Annotated in this window: 20 protein-coding genes and 2 rRNA genes; 21 read left to right on the forward strand and 1 reads right to left on the reverse strand. The window is 63.2% G+C overall.

Annotated elements, in window-relative coordinates; genetic code table 11:
• From G454_RS0107670 to G454_RS0107760, 19 genes are all read left to right on the forward strand, one after another.
• Window positions 1-300 (forward strand): 23S ribosomal RNA (locus tag G454_RS0107670); the annotation flags it as partial.
• A 47-nt stretch (window positions 301-347) separates the two neighbouring features.
• Window positions 348-463, forward strand: a 5S ribosomal RNA gene (gene rrf / locus G454_RS0107675).
• A 112-nt stretch (window positions 464-575) separates the two neighbouring features.
• Complete coding sequence (nadE, locus tag G454_RS0107680) at window positions 576-1,298, forward strand: NAD(+) synthase (RefSeq protein ID WP_027718153.1); 723 nt, start codon at window positions 576-578, stop codon at window positions 1,296-1,298.
• A 38-nt stretch (window positions 1,299-1,336) separates the two neighbouring features.
• A complete protein-coding gene (locus G454_RS0107685; protein ID WP_027718154.1) occupies window positions 1,337-2,068 on the forward strand; it encodes a YebC/PmpR family DNA-binding transcriptional regulator in 732 nt (243 codons plus the stop codon).
• Window positions 2,069-2,147: 79 nt separating this feature from the next.
• Window positions 2,148-2,774: a BofC C-terminal domain-containing protein gene (locus G454_RS18255; RefSeq protein WP_156896705.1), complete on the forward strand. Its 627-nt coding sequence runs from the start codon at window positions 2,148-2,150 to the stop codon at window positions 2,772-2,774.
• 96 nt (window positions 2,775-2,870) lie between these two features.
• Window positions 2,871-3,350, forward strand: coding sequence for a crossover junction endodeoxyribonuclease RuvC (ruvC, locus tag G454_RS0107695; RefSeq protein ID WP_027718155.1), 480 nt, complete (start codon window positions 2,871-2,873; stop codon window positions 3,348-3,350).
• Window positions 3,347-3,922 carry a Holliday junction branch migration protein RuvA gene (gene ruvA / locus G454_RS0107700; RefSeq protein ID WP_027718156.1) on the forward strand — a complete coding sequence of 192 codons (576 nt, stop codon included), beginning with the start codon at window positions 3,347-3,349 and terminating at the stop codon, window positions 3,920-3,922. The genes ruvC and ruvA overlap by 4 nt, the downstream gene beginning before the upstream one ends.
• Before the next feature lie 25 nt (window positions 3,923-3,947).
• Window positions 3,948-4,970, forward strand: a complete 1,023-nt coding sequence (ruvB, locus tag G454_RS0107705) for a Holliday junction branch migration DNA helicase RuvB (RefSeq protein ID WP_027718157.1) — start codon at window positions 3,948-3,950, stop codon at window positions 4,968-4,970.
• Between the two features lie 6 nt (window positions 4,971-4,976).
• A complete protein-coding gene (locus G454_RS0107710; RefSeq protein ID WP_027718158.1) occupies window positions 4,977-5,513 on the forward strand; it encodes an epoxyqueuosine reductase QueH in 537 nt (178 codons plus the stop codon).
• Window positions 5,514-5,665: 152 nt separating this feature from the next.
• Window positions 5,666-5,884: a DUF2905 domain-containing protein gene (locus G454_RS0107715; protein ID WP_027718159.1), complete on the forward strand. Its 219-nt coding sequence runs from the start codon at window positions 5,666-5,668 to the stop codon at window positions 5,882-5,884.
• Window positions 5,885-5,896: 12 nt separating this feature from the next.
• Window positions 5,897-7,330 (forward strand): SpoIID/LytB domain-containing protein, encoded by a 1,434-nt coding sequence (locus G454_RS18260; RefSeq protein ID WP_051276065.1) that lies wholly within the window; start codon window positions 5,897-5,899, stop codon window positions 7,328-7,330.
• Window positions 7,327-8,358, forward strand: a complete 1,032-nt coding sequence (gene queA / locus G454_RS0107725) for a tRNA preQ1(34) S-adenosylmethionine ribosyltransferase-isomerase QueA (RefSeq protein ID WP_211230007.1) — start codon at window positions 7,327-7,329, stop codon at window positions 8,356-8,358. Before G454_RS18260 ends, queA begins: the two co-directional genes overlap by 4 nt.
• Before the next feature lie 20 nt (window positions 8,359-8,378).
• On the forward strand, window positions 8,379-9,509 hold the full coding sequence (tgt, locus tag G454_RS0107730) for a tRNA guanosine(34) transglycosylase Tgt (protein WP_027718161.1): 1,131 nt from the start codon (window positions 8,379-8,381) through the stop codon (window positions 9,507-9,509).
• A 33-nt stretch (window positions 9,510-9,542) separates the two neighbouring features.
• Entirely contained in the window at window positions 9,543-9,830 is a 288-nt protein-coding gene (gene yajC, locus G454_RS0107735) for a preprotein translocase subunit YajC (RefSeq protein ID WP_027718162.1), read from the forward strand.
• A gap of 24 nt (window positions 9,831-9,854) precedes the next feature.
• The gene (locus G454_RS0107740; protein WP_245574351.1) at window positions 9,855-10,526 is read left to right on the forward strand and encodes an HD domain-containing protein; all 672 of its coding nucleotides are present in this window, start codon (window positions 9,855-9,857) and stop codon (window positions 10,524-10,526) included.
• Between the two features lie 25 nt (window positions 10,527-10,551).
• Entirely contained in the window at window positions 10,552-11,811 is a 1,260-nt protein-coding gene (secD, locus tag G454_RS0107745; protein ID WP_027718164.1) for a protein translocase subunit SecD, read from the forward strand.
• 3 nt (window positions 11,812-11,814) lie between these two features.
• The gene (secF, locus tag G454_RS0107750; RefSeq protein WP_027718165.1) at window positions 11,815-12,690 is read left to right on the forward strand and encodes a protein translocase subunit SecF; all 876 of its coding nucleotides are present in this window, start codon (window positions 11,815-11,817) and stop codon (window positions 12,688-12,690) included.
• 78 nt (window positions 12,691-12,768) lie between these two features.
• On the forward strand, window positions 12,769-13,068 hold the full coding sequence (locus G454_RS0107755) for a DUF5665 domain-containing protein (RefSeq protein ID WP_027718166.1): 300 nt from the start codon (window positions 12,769-12,771) through the stop codon (window positions 13,066-13,068).
• A gap of 23 nt (window positions 13,069-13,091) precedes the next feature.
• Complete coding sequence (locus tag G454_RS0107760) at window positions 13,092-13,817, forward strand: TraR/DksA C4-type zinc finger protein (protein WP_027718167.1); 726 nt, start codon at window positions 13,092-13,094, stop codon at window positions 13,815-13,817.
• A 3-nt stretch (window positions 13,818-13,820) separates the two neighbouring features.
• Here G454_RS0107760 and G454_RS0107765 read toward each other — a convergent pair whose 3' ends face one another.
• Window positions 13,821-14,885 (reverse strand): potassium channel family protein, encoded by a 1,065-nt coding sequence (locus G454_RS0107765; RefSeq protein WP_051276066.1) that lies wholly within the window; start codon window positions 14,883-14,885, stop codon window positions 13,821-13,823.
• A 202-nt stretch (window positions 14,886-15,087) separates the two neighbouring features.
• Between G454_RS0107765 and G454_RS18265 the strand changes: the two genes are divergently transcribed.
• Both G454_RS18265 and G454_RS0107775 read left to right on the forward strand, forming a co-directional pair.
• Complete coding sequence (locus tag G454_RS18265; protein ID WP_051276068.1) at window positions 15,088-16,038, forward strand: cation diffusion facilitator family transporter; 951 nt, start codon at window positions 15,088-15,090, stop codon at window positions 16,036-16,038.
• Complete coding sequence (locus G454_RS0107775; RefSeq protein ID WP_027718169.1) at window positions 16,039-17,016, forward strand: DNA double-strand break repair nuclease NurA; 978 nt, start codon at window positions 16,039-16,041, stop codon at window positions 17,014-17,016.
• Window positions 17,017-17,039 lie beyond the last annotated feature (23 nt).

Raw genomic sequence — 17,039 nt, forward strand, 5'->3', positions numbered from 1 at the left:
CAGTTCGGTCCCTATCCGCCGCAGGCGCAGGAAACTTGAGGGGGGCCGTCCCTAGTACGAGAGGACCGGGATGGACAGACCGCTGGCGTACCAGTTGTCCCGCCAGGGGCACAGCTGGGTACCCAAGTCTGGGAGGGATAAGCGCTGAAAGCATCTAAGCGCGAAGCCCGCCCCGAGATGAGGTTTCCCGCGGAGTTAATCCGGTAAGACCCCTGGAAGACTACCAGGTAGATAGGCCGGGCGTGTAAGCCGGGTAACCGGTTGAGCGGACCGGTACTAATAGGTCGAGGGCTTGATTCCGGCGGTGCCTCCGCTGTGAAGTTTTGAGGGAGCAGGGAAAGGAAATTTCCGGTGGCCATACCGGAGGGGAAACACCCGTTCCCATCCCGAACACGGAAGTTAAGCCCTCCAGGGCCGATGGTACTAGGGGGTTGACCCCTGGGAGAGTAGGTCGCTGCCGGAAAGTCTTCCTACACGCAAGCACCCCCGCAATTACGCGGGGGTGTTCTCTTCTTGCGGATTGCGTGTTAAGATTATTAGGGGTTATGCAAAATTGCTGGGCGGGGGGATCGCATTTGCAGGAACTGGCGGAAAAGCTGACCGGGTGGCTGAGGGAACAGGTAGAGCAGAGGGGGGCACGCGGCCTGGTGGTAGGGATCAGCGGCGGGGTAGATTCGGCGGTAACCGCCGCCCTTTGCAAGCGTGCCTGCCCGGAGAACGTGCTGGGGCTCATCATGCCGTGTTTCAGCGACCCGCAGGACGCCGCGGACGCACGGCTGGTGGCGGAGACCTTTGCCATACCCTACAAGGTGGTCAACCTGGACGAACCTTTTGCCCTGCTGGTGCGCCTGTTCACCGGCGAGGAGTACGACCCCCAGAAGAAGGACCTTGCCGTGGCCAACATCAAACCGCGCCTGCGCATGGTTACGCTTTATTACTACGCCAACCGCTACGGGTACCTGGTAGCGGGTACGGGCAACCGCACCGAGCTGACCGTGGGCTACTTCACCAAGTACGGAGACGGCGGCGTAGATCTTTTGCCCATTGGAAACCTGGTGAAACGCCAGGTATACGAGCTGGCCGGTTACCTGGGTGTGCCGCAGCGGGTTATAGAAAAGACCCCTTCTGCCGGCCTGTGGCCGGGCCAGTGCGATGAAGCGGAAATGGGCTTGACCTACCGCGAGCTGGACGAGTTTATCCTCACCGGCCAGGGAGACGAAAGGGTAAGGGAAACCGTCAAGTTCTTGGCGCTGAAAAACGCTCATAAAAGCCAGCTGCCGGCCCTCCCGCCTTTCTAAAAAAGCATTAGCTTTTGTGTAGAAAGGAGTTGGTGGCCATGGCTGGGCACTCCAAATGGGCAAACATAAAGCGTAAAAAAGCCAAGGTGGATGCCCAGAAAGGAAAGATCTTTACCCGCCTGGCCAGGGAGATCATGGTGGCCGTGCGTCAAGGCGGCGGGGATCCCGATAACAACCCCCGCCTGAAAGCTGCCATCCTGCGGGCCAAAGAGGCCAATATACCCAGCGAAAACATCCAGCGGGCCATCCAAAAGGCCCTGGGTGAAACGGGGGCTGCCAGCTATGAGGAAGTGGTTTACGAGGGTTACGGCCCCGGCGGTGTGGCGGTGATGCTGGAAATCATTACCGACAACCGCAACCGCACGGCCAGCGAGATTCGCCATCTCTTTTCCCGCCACGGCGGCAACCTTGGCGAGGCCGGGTGCGTTTCCTGGCTGTTTTCCAAGAAGGGCGTGATCATCGTGGCCAGGGACGGGGTGGACGAGGACGAGCTGATGCTCGTGGCCCTGGAGGCGGGTGCCGAGGACGTTAAAACCGCAGAAGGCGAGTTTGAAGTGCTCACCGATCCCGCCGATTTTGAAAAGGTACGCCAGGCGCTGGTGGAAAGGGGCCTCCCGGTGCTCGACGCGGAAGTTACCATGGTGCCCCAGACTACCGTTAAGCTAAACGGCAAGGAAGCGGAGCAGATGATGCGCCTGATTGACGCTCTGGAGGACCGCGACGACGTCCAGGAAGTGTACGCCAATTTTGAGCTTGAAGAGGCAAGCTAAAGGAAAAAGAGTATGATCCCGGCGGGAAATGGCCATAATATATTGCTGACGCAAGGTATTGAACGGGAGCCGCGGGATCATGCTCTTGAGGTTTTTTTATGCCCTGATAGGCCTGTGCATGGCATTGGGCGTGGCCGGCGCCATTTACGCCGGGCTCTGTTACTTTTTTCCCGAGCCCCTGCGCAAGCCCCAGCTGGCGGCCACGGGCCACATCCGCCCGGGTGCGCTTTACGTGCAGGAGGAAAGGGAGTACCTCTGCGGCGACGTGCAGGTAAGCCTCGCGGGACGGGTGGATGGCCGGGCGGCCCTCTTAAAGCGCTATCCCGCTTCCGCGGGGTGGGAGCTTGAAGAAAGGGGCGGTACGGTGATGGCCCGGCAGCGCATAGAGGATTTCTGCCCCGAGCACCGTAACTACCGCCACCTGGGCATTCACGACGGCTACCTGGCCGTTTTTGAGGGTCCCCTGGGCCATAACGAGAAACTCCTGCGGGTAGAGAGGAGCCTGCCGGTGGCGCAGCTTCACCCCGATTTGCAGCTAAAGCTTTACCGCGCCATGGATTTCGGGCGCCAGGATGCGGAAACCAGGGCCGTGCTTAAGACCGAGCTGGAGTTTTCTTCCGAGCAGGCGGCCAGCGCCTTCCTGGACAACCTCGATGAGGGGGCCGGCTCCGGTGCCTGGAGGCCTCCCCGCGAGGGCGCGCAGTAGTGGGGCGGCCCGGGAACGCGTTGTTCCCGGGCTTTAAATTTTGCCCGTCTGGAGGAAAGCGCTGCACGGCGTGGAATTTCCAACAGGGGCGAGAAGATGCGCGTTATGGGCGTTGATCCCGGTGTGGCCGTTACCGGTTACGGTGTGGTGGAGCTGGAAAACGGGCGCTTGACGGCGCTGGCCTATGATGTTATAAAAACCAATGCGGGCGTGGATCTGCCGGAACGCCTGCGCCTGCTCTACGAGCGGGTCCTGGCACTCCTCGAGCGGTACCGGCCTCAGTGGCTGGCCCTGGAAGAGCTGTTTTTCAGCAGGAACGCCCGTACGGCTTTTTCCGTAGGGCAGGCCCGGGGAGTGGTCCTGCTGGCCGCTGCCGTGCGCGGCCTCGGCGTGGCCAGCTACACGCCGCTGGAAGTCAAGCAGGCGGTGGCGGGGTACGGGCGTGCTTCCAAGGCCCAGGTGCAGTACATGGTGCGGGCAATTTTAAATTTGCCTTCCACGCCGCACCCCGACGACGTGGCCGATGCGCTGGCCGTAGCCATCTGCCACGCCCACAGGCTGGGTGGTTTTTGGTGATTGCCTATCTGTGCGGTCAACTGGTGGACGTCCTGGAAGAAGGGATTGTGGTGGAAGCAGGGGGCATCGGCTACCTGGTAAAGGTGCCCTGGCCTCTGTTGAGGTCTTTGCCGCCAAGGGGCCAGGAAATCCGCCTGTACACCCACCTGATCTGGAAGGAGGAGGGGCCTGCCCTGTACGGCTTTGGGAGCCCCGCGGACCGCGAGGTCTTCCGCAAGCTGCTGGGGGTCGGCGGCATCGGGCCCCGGGGGGCGCTGGCCATCCTCTCGGTCCTTTCGCCCCAGGCGCTGCAAAGGGCGGTGGCGGAGGAAAACGAGGCCGTCCTTACCGCCGTTCCGGGCATAGGCAAGAAGACCGCCCGCCGCATCATCCTGGAGCTCAAGGACAAGCTGCCCCCCGGCCAAGGCGGCGTGCCGGCGGGCAAGGAAGAGGAGGAGGCCGTGGCCGCCCTGCTGGCGCTGGGGTACGGCGAAGCAGAAGCAAGGCAGGCCGTGCGGGAGGCGGCGGGCCGGCTGGGAAGGCGGCCGGCGGAAGAGCTCTTGCGCCAGGCCCTGCGGCATTTGGGGCGCTAGCCGGGGATGCGGGGAGGTGTAATTGGTGGAGGAAAGGCTTCTATCCGCTGTCCTTCGCCCGGAAGACGAAGAGAGCGAGCGCGCTTTAAGGCCCCGCAGGTTAAAGGATTTCATCGGCCAAGAAAAGGTCAAGGAAAGCCTGGCCGTTTTTATTCACGCCGCCAGAGCCCGCGGCGAAGCGCTGGACCACGTGCTGCTGTTTGGGCCGCCGGGGCTGGGAAAAACCACCCTGGCGGGCATCATCGCTGCCGAGCTGGGCGTGAACCTGCGCGTAACTTCCGGGCCGGCCATTGAAAGGCCCGGGGACCTAGCGGCCATCTTAACCAACCTTTCCCCGGGGGACATCTTGTTCATCGACGAGATCCACCGCCTCTCCCGGGCGGTGGAGGAAATACTTTACCCGGCCATGGAGGACTTTGCCCTGGATATCGTCATCGGCAAGGGGCCGGGGGCCCGGTCGCTGCGCCTCACGCTGCCGCGCTTTACCCTCATCGGGGCCACCACGCGCGCCGGGCTCATTACCTCCCCCCTGCGTGACCGCTTTGGTATCATCCTGCGGCTGGACTACTACCAGGTGGAAGAGCTGGTGCAGATAGTGACGCGCTCGGCGCGCATCCTGGGCATAGCCACGGAGCCGGAAGGCGCGCTGGAAATTGCCCGGAGGTCGCGGGGGACGCCGCGCGTGGCCAACCGGCTTTTAAAGCGGGTGCGGGATTACGCCCAGGTGAAGGCCCAGGGGGTAATTACCGGTCCGGTGGCGCAGGCCGCCCTGACCTTCCTGGGCGTGGATGCCCTCGGCCTCGATCATACCGACCGGAAGCTCCTGCGCATAATTATTGAAAAGTTTAACGGCGGGCCCGTAGGGCTGGAAACGCTGGCTGCCGCAACCGGCGAGGAGGCGGGCACCCTGGAGGACGTTTTTGAACCCTACCTCATGCAGGCCGGCCTCCTGGCGCGCACGCCGAGGGGCCGCATGGCCACCCCCGCTGCCTACCGGCACCTGGGCCTGCCCCCGCGCCAACGCTGCGACCAGCAAAGCCTGTGGTGATGCGCCGTGAGGATCCTCCTGCACATTTGCTGTGCGCCCTGCGCCATTTACCCCGTTGACTTTCTGCGCCGCGAGGGGCACGGGGTGCACGGCTATTTCTTTAACCCCAACATTCACCCCTACACGGAATGGGAGAGGCGTAAGGCGGCCCTGCAGCGGTACGCGGAAGAACAGGGCCTGCCGGTGATCTACGAGCCGGAGTACCGCCCGGAAGATTACCTGCGCTTGGTGGTTTTCCGCGAGGCGCAGCGCTGCCAGTTCTGCTACGCGCTGCGTCTGGGCCAGGCGGTCAGGGTTGCCAGGAGGGGGGGGTTCGAGGCCTTTACCACCACCCTCCTGGTAAGCCCTTATCAGAAACACGAGACCATCCGCGAGATAGGCCAGGCTCTTGGCGAGGAATACGGCGTGCCTTTTTATTACGTGGATTTCCGGCCCGGCTACAAGGAAGCCGTGGCCAGGTCCAGGGAGATGGGGCTCTACCGCCAGCAATACTGCGGCTGCCTCTTCAGCGAAAAGGAGCGCTACTGCCGCCGGGCAAGATAGCGGCGGAGGCAAGGAAGGAAACGAACGGCGCTCGTCCCTTAAAGAGCAACTTTGCGGACGGCCGAATACGAAACGAAACACGGCGCCGCCGAAGTTGGTTAACCGATGGCGCGAATGGCGTTGGTAATTATCTTTAGAGGGGGTTGCCGGCTGTGATGTACGGCATGGGTAAGATGCTGGCCCTTATGGGGATCTTTCTCCTCCTGCTGGGGGGCATGCTCATGGCTACGGAGAGGATCTTTCACCTGGGCAGGCTTCCCGGGGACATCTTCATCCAGAAGGGCAACTTTACCTTTTACTTCCCCATTGTCACCTCCCTCCTTTTAAGCCTTCTCCTCACCGTCATCCTTAACCTTCTCTTCCGCAGGTAGGGGGTCTTGCGGGTGCACCGGTTAAAGAAAGGGCTTTTGTTGCTTTCCTTTTGGGTATGGGCGGCAATCCCGGGCGCCTGGCCTGCCGCAGCTAAGCAAGATGGCGGGCCCGAGATGAGGGTGGGCCTCATCCTCCAGGCCCCCAAAATTGGCTTTGCCGTTGAAGGCAGTTATCAGTTAGTTGATTGTGCTACGCAAAAAGTCGTTTCCAGGCCCGCTCCGGGCCAGAACTTTGAGGTACGCTTTGCGCCGGGCGGCCTGGAGTTGTCCTGCGAGGGCCAGCGGGTGGGCGTTTTTGCGGGCCCGCTCCTGGTGCGGGAAGAGGTCAAACGCGTGGCCGCCCTGGCCAGAGGGGGAAGCCTCTCCTTCCCGGAGGCCCCGGTTTACGCCCTGGGGGCGCAGGGGAGACAGGCGAGCGCGGCTTCCCTGTCCGGCCTGAGTGTCATTGCCGCCGGAGGCAAAACGGTTAGGCTCGCGCCGGAGCGCGGCACCGGCCTGGTGGCCCTTTCTTACCAGGGGGAAAGGCGCCGCTACCGGGGGAACATGGAGCTGCGCGCGGACGGGCAGGGCATAACGGCCATAAACCGCCTCCCCCTGGAGGAGTACCTTTACGCAGTGGTGCCGTCGGAGATGCCCGCATACTGGCCGCCGGAGGCCTTAAAGGCCCAGGCGGTGGCCGCCCGCAGCTACGCGCTGGTCAGCCGCAGCGGCAACAGCGGCCAGGCCTACGACCTGCTGGCCGACCAGAGGAGCCAGGTCTACCGGGGGTACGACGCGGAGCACCCGGCCGCCACGCGGGCGGTGGAGGAAACCCGCGGCGTGGTCCTCACCTACCGGAACCAGGTGGCCAGCGCCGTTTTCCACAGCTCCAGTGGGGGCTACACGGAAAACAGCGAGGACGTATGGGCAAAAAAGGTGGATTACCTGCGTTCCCGTCCGGACCCCTACGACCGCCACCCGTCCAATCCCCACTATAACTGGAGCGTTACCTATACGGCTGAACAGTTGAAAGAACAGCTGGCCTCCCGCGGCTACCGCTTCGGCCAGGTATACGACCTGGAGGTGCTGGAGCGCACCTCCAGCGGCGCCAGGGTGAAGGCCCTGCGCGTCATCGGTACGGATGAGCAGGGGAAGCCCCTGGTGGTGGAGATCGGGCGCGACCCGACCAAGGCCCGGGCCGACGAGGTGCGCCGGGCGCTGGGGCTGAAGAGCGCCCTCTTTACCCTGGAAAAGACGTACTCCGCGGCGCCGGGGCAGCAGCCCAGGCGGCTGGCCGGCGTGACTTTCCGCGGCAGCGGCTGGGGGCACGGCCTGGGGATGTCCCAGTACGGTGCCCTGGGCTTGGCGGAGAAAGGTTATAGCTACCAGGAAATCTTGTCATACTATTACCCGGGCACCGCCCTGGCCCCCAACTACGGAGAAAAGGCAGCAGGTGATGCTTCTTGAGCTATAGCTTGAGCGATTACGACTTTGAGCTGCCACCCGAGCTGATTGCCCAGGAGCCGGCGGGTCGGCGGGACGAGTCGCGGCTGCTGGTGCTCTTCCGCGCCACCGGCCGCCTCGAACACCGGCTCTTCAGGGACCTGGTGGAATACCTCGTGCCGGGAGACGTCCTGGTGCTCAACGAGACGCGGGTCATACCCGCCAGGCTGCGGGCTAAAAAGGCCGGCAACGGCGGAGAGGTGGAATTACTCCTGCTCCGCCAGCTGGAGGGGGAGTGCTGGGAGGCGCTGGTGCGGCCCGGCAGGCGCGCAAAGCCGGGGACGCGCCTGGTTTTAGGCGGCGGCCTGGCGGAGTGCGTGGTGGGAGAGCGCACGGGTACCGGGGGGCGCAGGGTCTACTTTTCTTCTCCCCTTCCCGTTAGCGAGTTAATTGCGCGCCTGGGGGAGGTACCCCTGCCCCCCTACATTAAAAAGTACCCGCAGGATCCCGAACGCTACCAGACGGTTTACGCCCGCCGGGACGGCTCCGTGGCCGCCCCCACCGCCGGGCTCCACTTTACCCCGGAGCTCCTGGAAAGGATTGAGAAATCCGGCGTAAAGATTGCCCGCATTCTCCTGCACGTGGGCCTGGGCACTTTCCGTCCCGTGCGCGTGGAGGATATCACCCGCCACCACATGCACGCCGAGTATTACGAGGTGAGCCCGGAGGCGGCTGAAGTGATCAACGGAGCCCGCGCCGGGGGAGGGAGGGTGGTGGCCGTAGGCACCACCAGCGTCAGGTGCCTGGAGACGGTGGCCGGCGAAGACGGGCGGGTGAAGCCGGGAGCGGGGTGGACGGACCTTTTCATTTACCCTGGCTACCGCTTTCGCGCCGTTGACGCCCTGATCACCAACTTCCACCTGCCCCGCTCCACCTTGCTCATGCTGGTGAGCGCCTTTGCCGGGCGGGAGAAGATCCTGGCCGCCTACCGGGTAGCGGTGGAGAAGCGCTACCGTTTTTTCAGCTTCGGGGACGCCATGCTCATCTTATGAAGAAGGGGGAAACCGGCCAGTTGAGCGTGGGCTTTACCGTCATCAAGGAGGATACTGCCACCCGCGCCAGGGCGGGTGTTCTGCACACTTTGCGGGGGGACGTGCCCACGCCGGTCTTTATGCCCGTGGGCACGCAGGCCACCGTAAAGGCCTTGACCCCTCACGAGGTGCGGGACCTGGGAGGGAAGTTGATCCTCAGCAACACCTACCACCTCTACCTGCGTCCTGGCGCGGACCTGATTGCCGCCGCAGGAGGCCTGCACCGCTTCATGGGCTGGGAGGGGCCCATCCTCACCGACAGCGGCGGCTTTCAGGTTTTCAGCCTGGCGCCTCTAACGCGCGTGGAGGATGACGGGGTGTGGTTCCGCTCCCACCTTGACGGCAGCCAGCACTTTTTCAGCCCGGAAAAAGCCGTTGCCGTGCAGGAGGCTTTGGGGGCGGACATCATCATGGCCTTTGACCAGTGCCCGCCGTACCCCTGCAGCTACGAGGAGGCCCGGCAGGCGCAGGAAAGGACCACCCGCTGGGCCTACCGCTGCCGGGAAGCGCACCGTAAAAAGGATCAGGCCCTCTTCGGCATCGTGCAGGGCGGCGTCTACCGGGACCTGAGGGAAAAGAGCGTGCGGGACCTTTTGGCCCTCGACTTTCCGGGCTACGCCATCGGGGGGCTGAGCGTGGGGGAGCCCAAAGACCTCATGTACCAGGTGCTCGATTACACCGTGCCCCTGCTGCCCGGCGAAAAGCCGCGCTACCTCATGGGCGTGGGCTCGCCCGACTGCCTGCTGGAGGGGGTGGCGCGGGGCATAGATATGTTTGACTGCGTGCTTCCCACCCGCATGGCCCGGCACGGCGCCGTTTTTACCAGGCGGGGGATCCTGGTGGTACGGAACGCCGCTTTTGCCCGGGATTTCCGTCCCCTGGAGGAGGGCTGCGACTGCTACGCCTGCCGCCACTTTACGCGGGCCTACATCCGCCACTTAATCAAGGCCAACGAGATACTGGGGCTCCGCCTGACCACCCTGCACAACCTGCGCTTTATTTTCCGCCTCATGGGGGAAATCCGGCGCGCGATCCTAGAAGGCCGCTTTGCGGAGTTCAAGGAGGCATTTCTGTCTTCCTGGGGCAGGGAATTGCCCGGCGAGGACGAATAATTTTTAACGTTACCAAGGAAAGGAGGTTTTTTAGTGAACCAGCTTAACCCGCAATTGGTCACCCTGCTCTACGTGGTGGGGCTTTTTGCCCTCATGTATTTCCTGCTCATCCGCCCGCAGCAGGTGCGCCAGAAAAAGCACCAGGAAATGCTCAGGAACCTCAAGGTAAACGACCCGGTGGTCACCGTGGGGGGCATTTACGGCACCATCGTCAAGATTAAAGAAGATACGGTGGTGCTCCGGGTGGCGGACAACGTGCGCATCGAAGTTCTAAAAAACGCCATTGCCCAGGTTAGGCCGCGGGAAGAAGAGGAAAAGTAATTTATAGAAGGATTTTGCCAGGGAGTGGGCGGATCGTTGGTTACCCTGGAGGACGTAAAGCGCAACTCTTTCATCGACAGCTTCATCCGCAAGGGGAACGAGTACCTGGGGGTGCTGGGCTTTACCGAACACGGCTACCGGCACCTGAACCTGGTGGCGAGCACCGCGCGGCAGATTTTGACCCAGCTTGGCTATTCCCAGCGGGAAGCCGAACTGGCGGCCATTGCAGGGTACCTGCACGACATCGGCAACGCCATAAGCAGGAACGATCACGGTATTTCCGGCGCCCTGCTGGCCTTTTACTTTTTAAGCGGCATGGGGATGCCGGCGGAAGAGCTGGTGACGGTCATCTCGGCCATCGCCAACCACGAGGAGCAGTACGGCCAGCCGGTCAACAGCGTGGCGGCGGCCCTCATCGTGGCCGATAAATCCGATGTTCACCGCTCGCGGGTGCGCAACCCGGATTTTGCCACCTTCGACATCCACGACCGCGTGAATTACGCCGTGGAGCACGCCTTCCTGACGGTAAACAGCGGCAAGCGCACCATCACCATGGAGCTGGTCATCGACATCAACATCTGCCCGGTGATGGAATACTTCGAGATTTTCCTTACCCGCATGGCCCTGTGCCGGCGGGCGGCCAACTTCCTGAACTGCGATTTCGAGCTGATCATTAACGGTTCCAGGCTGCTCTAGCTCTTTGGGGGAGGAGAAGGACTAAATGAAGTGGGAAAAGCTTTTAATTTTGGCCCTGGTGGTGCTTCTGGTGGGCCTGGCGGCGGCTGCTTCCTTTGCTCCTATCTGGGAGCAGAGCCCCTTTTTAGGCAAGTACCTGCCGCTCATCAAGCACGTAAATCTGGGCCTGGACCTCCAGGGCGGCGTCCACGTGGTGCTGGAGGCCAAGGACACCCCGGAGGTCAAGGTTACCGATGAGAGCATGAAGCAGCTGAAAGCGGTTATCGAGCGCCGGGTCAACCAGTTTGGCGTGGCCGAGCCGGTCATCCAGCAGCAGGGCAAGAACCGGCTCATTGTGGAAATTGCCGGGGGCAATATAGACCCCGAGGAAGCCGTGCGCTCCCTGATCAAGACGGCCTACCTGGAATTTAAGACCGAAGACGGCCAGACGGTGGTCACCGGCGCGGACTTGAAGGACGCCATTGAGTCCAAAGACGCCGTGAGCGGGGAAGTCAGGGTGGACCTCACCTTTAACCCGGCGGGCGCCAAAAAATTTGCCGACGCCACCGCCGCCAACGTGGGCCGGCGCATCGGCATCTACCTTGACGGCGAGCTCATCCAGAACCCGGTGGTGAAGGAGCCCATACCCAACGGCAAGGCCCAGATTACCGGTTACCAGTCCCTGGAGGAGGCTCATACCGTGGCCGTACTCCTGCGCTCCGGCGCCCTGCCGGTAAAGGTGGAGGTGGCCGAGAAGCGTGCCGTGGGCCCTGCCCTGGGCAGCGACTCCCTGGATAAGTCCAAGCGGGCGGGGATTGTGGGCGTGGTGGCCATCCTCATCTTCATGGCCGTGTACTACCGCCTACCCGGCCTGGTGGCCGACTTTGCCCTGCTTATTTACGCGCTCATCGTGCTGGCCATTTATGTGGCCATGCACGTGACCATGACCCTGCCCGGCATTGCCGCCTTCCTCCTTTCCCTAGGCATTGCCGTGGACGCCAACGTGCTCATCTTCGAGCGCTTAAAGGAAGAGCTCCTGGTGGGCAAGAGCCTGCGCGCGGCCATTGATGCCGGCTTCAAACGCGCCTTTGTGGCCATCTTTGACTCCAACGCCACCACCCTCATTGCCGCCATTGTGCTCTACTTCTTCGGCACGGGCCCCATCCGCGGCTTTGCGGTGACCTTGAGCATAGGCATCCTCACCAGCATGTTCACGGCCATTACCGTCACCCGCTGGCTCCTGCACCTGGTGGCGGGCAGCGGCCTGGTCAAAAACATCAAGGCATACGGAGCGGGGGTTATGTGAGCCATGCATTTTATCAAGCTGCGCAGGATATGGTACGCCGTTTCACTGGCCGTTATTTTACCCGGCTTGATTTCCCTCATGGTACGGGGGTTGAATTTGGGCATTGATTTTACCGGAGGGAACATCCTGGAAATCCGCTACGAACAGGAAGTCCCGGTGGAGAAGGTGCGCGAGGTGGTGGCGGCCCAGGGGTTGGAGGCCAGCCGCGGCATCCAGAAGAGCGGCGGCGCTACCTATCTCATCCGCACGCGGCACCTGGCCCAGGAGGAGCAGGACAAGCTCATGGCGGCCTTGGGAAGCCTGGGCAGGTACCAGGTGCTCCGCAACGAGGCTGTGGGCCCGACCATTGGCCGCGAGCTGACCCAGAAGGCGCTCCTGGCCCTGGCCATTGCCTCGGTCCTGATGGTCATTTACATCACCGTGCGCTTTGAGTTCAAGCAGGCCGTTGCGGCCATCATTGCCCTCTTGCACGATGCCCTGGTGGTCACGGGCGTCTTCTCCCTCTTCCGCCTGGAGGTGGACAGCGCCTTCGTGGCTGCCATTCTGACCATCCTCGGCTACTCCATTAACGATACCATCGTCATCTTCGACCGCATCCGGGAAAACATGCTCTCCCGCAAAAAGGGCGAGAGCCTGGAGGACCTGGTTAATGCCAGCATCTGGCAGACGCTGACCCGCTCCATAAACACGGTGCTCACGGTGGTCTTCGTCCTGGTGGCCCTTTACTTTTTGGGCGGCAGCACCATCCGCAACTTCGTCCTGGCCATCCTCATCGGCGTAATCAGCGGGGCCTATTCCTCCATCTGCAATGCCAGCCCCCTCTGGGTGGACTTTAAGCTCTTGGAAAGGCGCTCCGGGACACGGGAGGCCAGGGCTTAGGGCTAGGGCCGGGCATAAACCCTGCGGGCCGGGGGAAGATTAAGGGGTGAGGTTCTTTGCCCCCAGGAGGCCCTGCCCTTGGAGGAGAGGGAGAGGTACCTTTTAGAGTCCCTGCAGGAGAGGGTACGCGAGCTGGCCCTGAATACGGAAAAGATGAAGCTGGCCGAGTACGTGGAGCTCCTGGAGCGGCCCTGGCGGCTCCTGTACATCAACTTTCTGGCCGGCCTGGCGAGGGGCGTGGGCATGATGATTGGCTTTGCCCTGCTGGGTGCCGTCATCATCATCGTGCTCCAGCGGCTGGTCATGCTGAATTTGCCCCTCATCGGCAGCTTTATTGCGGAGATCGTCTCCATCGTGCAGAAGCGCCTGGGGCCATAGTGCCAAGAACGGAGGGCCTTTGGATGGACCAACGGCAGAAGGAAGCCATCATGCGCCGCCTGGAAGAGGAAAAGCATAAGGTACTGGCCACGGTAAAGAGCATCAACGAAGGCCTCGGGACCTCCATGGGGGACTCCCTGGGCGAGCTGTCCCTGTACGACAACAACCCCGGAGACGTGGGCACGGAGCTTTTCGAGCGCAGCAAGGACCTGGCCCTGCGCGAGGACGCCCGGCTGCGCCTGCGGGCCATTGACGAAGCTCTGAAAAGGCTGGAGGAGGGGAAGTACGGCCTCTGCGAAGCCTGCGGGCGGGAAATCGCCCCGGAGAGGCTTGAGGCCGTGCCCTGGACCACCTTTTGCCTGCGCTGCCGTCGGGATTTCGACCGGCACACCGTGCGCTCCCTGCGACCGGTGGAAGAGGAGATCATTGCCGACCTTTACCGCACCGCCTACGAGGACGAGCTGGAGAGCGTCATGTACGACACGGAGGACTCCTGGCAGGATGTGGCCCGGTACTTCGAGCACGCCGGCAGTTCCGGCGCCGGTTCCTACTACGGTCCCGGGGAACTGGAGGAAGAGGACCGGGGCTTTGTGGAGGACGTGGACAACATCCCTTATGAGATCGGGGATGACGGGGTGATCTACGAAAACCGCCGGGGCTTCGATGACGAGAGGGCGCCCGCGGAGATGGTTGACGTGGGGATCGAGCACGAGAAGGGGCGGGAGGGCGCGCGGGAACGCGGGCGCTAAAGCTTAGAGGTTTAAAGTCCAGATGCCGGAGGTCGACTCCAGCCGGGTCAGCCTCCGGGCGTCGCCGAAGACAATAATGATATCGCCGGGCTGCAGCACTTCCGTGGCCTCGGGGTTGACAATGGTGGTGCTGTCCCGCATAATGGCCAGCACCTGGGCGCCAAAGTCCTCTTTTAAGCGGGAGTCGCGGATGGAGCGCCCCGCCAGCGGCGACCCCTCGGCAATGAACAGCTCTTCCAGCTTGTAGTCGGTGTTGCGACGCTCGAGGATGCTGGAGACAAAGTCCACGGCCACGGGCTTGGTGGCGGCCAGGGCGAGCCGCGTGCCGCCGGGAATGCCCACGGCAGTAACCCAGTCGGCGCCGGCGCGCTCGAGCCGCTTGATGTTTTCCGGGCGGTCGGCGCGGGCCACCACCCGGATGGCGGGGTTGAGTTCCTTGGCGGCCATGGTGATGAGGATGTTGCCTGAATCGTGGGGCAGCGCGGCAATGAGGCTCCGGGCCCGCTCCACCCCGGCTGCCTTTAAGGCTTCATCCTCGGTGGCGTCGGCAGCGATGGCCGGGTGGCCCTGCTCCCGCAGGTATTCCACCTGTTTTTCGTCAATGTCAATGCCTACGAAGGGGATTTGTTCGTGTTCAAGGTGCCTGGCGGCGCTCATGCCTGCGCGCCCGAGGCCGCAGATGATTACGTGGTTTTTGAACCCGGCAATCTGGCGCTCCATTTGCTTTTCCCCCAGGAAGCGGATGATGTGTCCCTCGATGAAGGCCACCACCACCGTGGAGAGGGAGAGCCACTGGTAGCCGACCCCGGTGGAGGCCAGGACCATGGCCACCAGCTTCCCCGCCCCGGACGTGGGGTGGTAGTCGCCGTAGCCCACGGTGGTGATGGTGATGACGGCCAGGTACAAGGCCTCAAAGAACCTGAGGTGCTCGAAGCGCATGAGCAGGAAAATGCCCGCGCCGAAGATGAGGGCAAAGATGAGGGAGACCAGGGCGAGGAAGCGCAGCATGTAGGAAAAGACGCGCCCCTCGCCTCCCGGACGTTCGTAAGGGCCGCATTTCCGGCGCATTTACCAGCCTCCCCTTAGGTCCCGGCAGGGGTTATAATCTTTAATTTTTTGGCGCATCCCGGCGCAATTCCTTTTCCCTCTGGCGCCAAACTCCCGGGTATGCTATACTTTTAACTGGGAGAAGTTTTTTCCGGAAGAAAACAAAGCCTGGCCGCCCGCGGGGTCAGCCCCCCCGGGTCTGTTTTTTTGGGGATGCTTGTCTATGGATGAGAAGGTAAAGGTGGCCTGCCTCTCGGTTTTTACCGGCATTGCCTTAACCGCCGGCAAGCTGGCGGTAGGCCTGATCACCCGCTCCGTGAGCGTGCTTTCGGAGGCGGCCCACTCGGGGCTGGACCTGGTGGCGGCGCTGGTAGCCTACTTTTCCGTGCGCCAGTCCGCCCGTCCGGCAGATGAGGTCCACCGCTACGGCCACGGCAAGTTTGAAAACCTGGCGGCGGTGGTGGAGGCCCTGCTGATCGTGGCCGCGGGGGTAATGATTGTGGTTGAAGCGGTGCCCAGGCTTTACGGCCCCGCGCAGCTGGCCAGGCTGGACCTGGGGCTTGCCGTCATGGCCGTTTCGGCGGCGGCCAACCTGGTTGTTTCCACCCTCCTCATGCGCACGGCTGCCCGCACCAACTCCCCGGCCTTGGAGGCGGATGCCTGGCACCTGCGCACCGACGTCTACACTTCGGCGGGCGTGCTGGTTTCCCTGGCCGTCATTCGCTTCACGGGATGGCACATCCTGGACCCCCTGGTGGCCATAGGTATTGCCCTGCTGATCTTTAAGGCCGCCTTTCGCCTCCTCCGGGAGTCCCTGGGGAGCATCGTGGACGTGCGGCTGCCCGAGGCGGAGGAGGAAGTGATCCACGCGGTGCTCAGGGGCCACGCCGGGAAGTTTGTGCAGTTCCACGACTTGCGCACCCGCCGTGCCGGCCCCGACCGCCACATAGACTTCCACCTGGTGGTGCCGGGCTGCTGGTCGGTGGCTCAGGTGCACGACCTCTGCGACACCCTGGAAAGCGAGATCTGCCGCCAGCTGCCCGGCGCCAGCGTGCTCATCCACACCGAGCCCTGCCGCCCGGAGAGCGGCGACTGCTACCTCTGCCGGGTGCACATCTCCCTGGCGCACTGCCCGCAGCAGCGGTGCGGGCGGGAAGAGAGGGGGGAGGGCTAGTTGCTGTGGCACCAGCACGTGATCGGCGAACTGGTTAGTTTGCGGCAAGCCCTGCAGCAGCAGCAAAAGAGCCTTTCCCGCGAGGGGGTGCGTGAGCTGCTGGCCCGGAAGGCGGGCAGCTTTCAGGTGCTCGCCCCCATGTCGCCGGAGGAGGTGGAAAGGTGGTTCGGGGGGCGCCCGCTGGCCGCCGTGGACGGTTCGGTGAACGTCCTGGGGGGCCCTTTCCCCCGCGTGCTGGAGTTCTTTCAGGCCCTGGGGAAGACAAGCACCGGCAGGCGGGTGGCGGCGGCCAGAGTTTTTACGCCCCTTTTGCCCGAGGCCCTGGCCGAGCTGGAAAGTCTGGCGGCAAAAGAAGGCCTGCCGCAGGAGCTGGCCCTGATCGCCTTGCGCAGCCGCCGCTTGAGTGCCCTGGAGCTGGAGGTGGGATGCCGGCTGGTGGAGGAGGAGGCGCCCCGCCTCCTGCTTTTCGACGGGGGGTTCATGCGTTATGCCCGCCACGCGCCAAGGGAGTGGGCGGCATTTTGCCGGCTGGCTCTGGAGCGCGGTGTCATTGCTGCCGGCGTCATTGAGGAAGTGGAGTCCTTCGGCCTGGCAAAAATCTGCGGGGTTTTTGCGCCCGCCGTTTACGACCGCGACCTGCTCCTGGGGGTGCTGGAGCCCGGCGAGTGCCTGTTCGTGCCGCCGGAGCTTAAGGTGAAGGGGGAGTCCCTGTACACCGTTTTTGCCCGCCTCTCCTGCCACCCGCAGCCCGTGGCGGTGGATTTCCTGCAGGAGCAGGCGGCCTTTGCACCGCAGGTCATGCGCTACCTCTACACCATCACCCCCTCCGGCGGGCGGGGGATCCCGCTCTTCCTGGACCTGGTTGACGCGGAGGTGCGACTGGGCAAAAGGGACGTGGAACTCCTGGCGGACACCTACCTGGGCCAGCTGCTGCGGGAAATTTTCTTCACTCCCCAGCGGGAGCGGCGGGATTTTTAAAACCGGGGAGGGATGGCCGGAAA

The organism is Desulfovirgula thermocuniculi DSM 16036 (assembly GCF_000429345.1).
Classification (GTDB): domain Bacteria; phylum Bacillota; class Desulfotomaculia; order Desulfotomaculales; family Desulfovirgulaceae; genus Desulfovirgula; species Desulfovirgula thermocuniculi.